This is a genomic window from Chryseobacterium salviniae, assembly GCF_035819015.1.
GTDB lineage: Bacteria > Bacteroidota > Bacteroidia > Flavobacteriales > Weeksellaceae > Chryseobacterium > Chryseobacterium salviniae.
Genome location: NZ_JAYLAA010000076.1, coordinates 1 through 3,062 on the forward strand (window position 1 = coordinate 1; position 3,062 = coordinate 3,062).

Annotated in this window: 3 protein-coding genes; all 3 read left to right on the top strand. The window is 33.5% G+C overall.

Going from position 1 to position 3,062, the window contains the following annotated elements; all coding sequences use genetic code 11:
* Nucleotides 1-1,501: toprim domain-containing protein (locus tag SOP96_RS19715; protein ID WP_326322588.1), on the top strand; the 1,501-nt coding region annotated here is incomplete at its 5' end.
* 140 nt (nt 1,502-1,641) lie between these two features.
* Nucleotides 1,642-2,442: a tyrosine-type recombinase/integrase gene (locus tag SOP96_RS19720; protein WP_326322589.1), complete on the top strand. Its 801-nt coding sequence runs from the start codon at nt 1,642-1,644 to the stop codon at nt 2,440-2,442.
* 26 nt (nt 2,443-2,468) lie between these two features.
* Nucleotides 2,469-3,062, top strand: a 594-nt coding sequence (locus SOP96_RS19725) for a tyrosine-type recombinase/integrase (RefSeq protein ID WP_326322590.1), incomplete at its 3' end; no start/stop codon positions are given.

A 3,062-nucleotide genomic window follows, 5' to 3' on the forward strand; every position in this document is an offset into this window, starting at 1 on the left:
AYAGAAAGAAATCAGAGACAATTACAGTCTCATAAGCTGTTTTGGAACTAATGGATTGAATGAAGAGATTTTAAACACAATAAAAGAACTTCCGGAACTTGAAGAAATTATTTTCTGTTTTGACCAGGATAAAGCAGGAAAAGGAGCAGTAAAGAAATATGCAGAACTGTTGAAACAAGAATGTAAATCTGTCACACTGAGCGTAGTCGAAGTGCCGAACAATGATATAAATGAGACTTTGCAGTTACACGATGAAACAATATTTGTAGAATTACTGAATAATAGAAAAGATATTTTTCTTTCAACTGAAACAATAAAAGTTACAGAAGCAGAACCAAGAGCAGAACCGAAAACAGCAATCGACTTTTTAGAGCAGAAAAATTTACTTCAGAACCTGAACCAATTAATTGAAAAAGCCGGAATTATCGGGGAGGAAAACAGCCGCCTTCTACTCTTTTTAATTACGATAAGTTACTTAAATAAAAGTCCGTTACACGGAATTGTCCAGGGAAGTTCCGGAAGCGGAAAAACGCATATTATCTCAAGAATTGCAGACTTAATGCCACAGGAAGATGTTCTGAGATTTACAAGAATTACAGAATCCAGTTTATATAATTGGGGCGAGTTCGATTTATTCCAGAAGATCATCATCATAGAAGATCTGGACGGATTAAAAGAAGATGCTTTGTATGCCTTAAGAGAATTTATATCGAACCAGGTATTGAGAAGTTCCGTAACCATCAAAGATAAAAAAGGAAATAATAAATCCAGTCATAAGATTGTAAAAGGTCAGTTCTCAAGTTTATCAGCCACCACAAAAGGCGAAACGTATGAGGACAATATGAACCGCAGTTTTATTGTCGCCATCAATGAAAGCGAGGAACAGACCAGGAAAATTATTGATTATCAGAACCTGAAAAATGCAGGAATGATTCACCGGGACAACGAGCAGAAAGCCATCAGTTTTATACAGAAATTAGTCAAGAATCTGAAATGTTATGAAGTGGTAAATCCTTACGCAATGGAACTGCAATTGCCCGATAAAGTGAAGAATAAAAGGCGGTTGAACGAAATGGTACAAAGTATTATCAAGCAAATCACCATCCTAAATCAATATCAGAGAAAACAGACCGATGACGGGAAATTAATTACAGAAATCGAAGATCTGGAACAGGGAATTGAGATACTTTTTGAGAGTATTATTTTGAAGATTGACGAGCTGGACGGAAGTCTGAGACAGTTTTTAGAAAAGCTGAAGAAACGTTTTGAGCAGAGAGAATTTAATCGTTTTGAAGCAATGGAATATACAGGTTTTAAGAAAAGCCAATTGCAGGTTTATCTGAACGAATTGGTACGGTTGGAATATCTGAAACAGAAAGGTTTTGTAAACAAAGGATTTACCTATAAAATCGGTTACAGCGACGATATCGGAAAAGTCAGACAGGAATTAAAAGACCACTTCCATAAAATTATAGAACGTTTAAAAACAAAGAATAAATAATTGCCTGACTTGCAAAGTCCGGAAGCTAGCGGAAACTAAACGGAAACAAGAGTTGTTGAAAATCAATAGGTTATAGTAAAAAATCGTTTGTTTCCATTTTCCACAGAAAACACAAAAGCAAAACCGTCATACTAATACAAATGGATGAAGAAAATATACTACAATTTAGAAAAGAACTACAAAATTTAGGGTATTGCAAAACCGTTATAAACTCCTATCCAAAGCAGATTGCAAAGTTTTTGAGATATATCCGGAAAGAAAATTTTGAAATCCAGACACAGGACATTTTAGATTATTATTCCTATCTGAAAACCGTCATCAGTCCGAGAACTAAAAAGGCTTTAAGCGACAATTATCTGCACACTATTTTACTGTCCATCAAACTCTATTTTGATTATCTGCAAAGAACCGGAACCATAAAACTCAATCCTTACCAACTGAAAATTAAAACTCCAAAATCCGAAGAAAGAAAAGTATTTACAAACGAAGAAATAAAAAAGCTATATGCTAAAAGCAGTAAGCTGCAAGCAATTATTTTACATCTATGTTATGCGTGTGGACTGAGAAGAAATGAAGCAAAAGAACTGAAAATAAACGATATAGATTTAGAAAATGATCTGCTGTATATCAGAAAAGGAAAAGGCAAAAAGCGCAGAGTAATCCCCTTTACAAAACAGGTTAAAAAAGATCTTGAGAAATTTTTAGAAACCAAAGCCCGGAACCAGGACGAAAAACTGATCACCCAAAACCCTTACGAAGAATTTAGAAAATTACTCCGGAAAACAGGATTGGAAAACAAAGGATTTACATTGCACTGTTTACGGCATACCATTGCGACACAGTTATTAGAACAGGGAATGGAGCTGGAGAAAGTACGGGATTTTTTAGGACATGAATATTTAGGAACAACACAGATTTATACAAGAATCAATACAATGTAACAATTTACCAATGTGAAAATGTAGCAATGAAACCATCAATTAACAACCACGGACTAACAACTTTTTTAAAAAATGAATTATCTGAAGGAACTGTAAAAACCTATCTCTACGAAATAGAAAAGTTCAAAAAACATTATAAAAATCCGGAGAAACTGAGCTATCAGAATTTAATGGAATATGTAGAATACTTAAGAAAAAGCTATACTCCACAAAGCGTAAAAAGAACGGTTTATGCGATAAAAAAATACTACGATTATTTAGTAGAAACAGGAAAGATAAAAACAAATATTGCAGGAAATATCAGGATAAAAGACGGCAAAGAAAACCCGATACAATTACAGGAATTACTGACAGAAAAGGAATTAAAAAAGCTTTTAGAACCAAGAGAAGAACGATATCCGATATTGGAAAAAAGAAACCAAATTATAATGAGTTTACTGGTGAATCAGGCGTTATTAGTTGGAGATATTGAGAAACTGAAAATCGAAGATTTAGATTTACAAAATGCAAAAATAAAAGTTCAGAAATCAGGAATTACAAACAGTAGGATTTTAGATTTAAAAGCAGAACAAATATTGTTGTTTTATCAATATTTACAGGAAGAAAGAGAGAAATTAGAA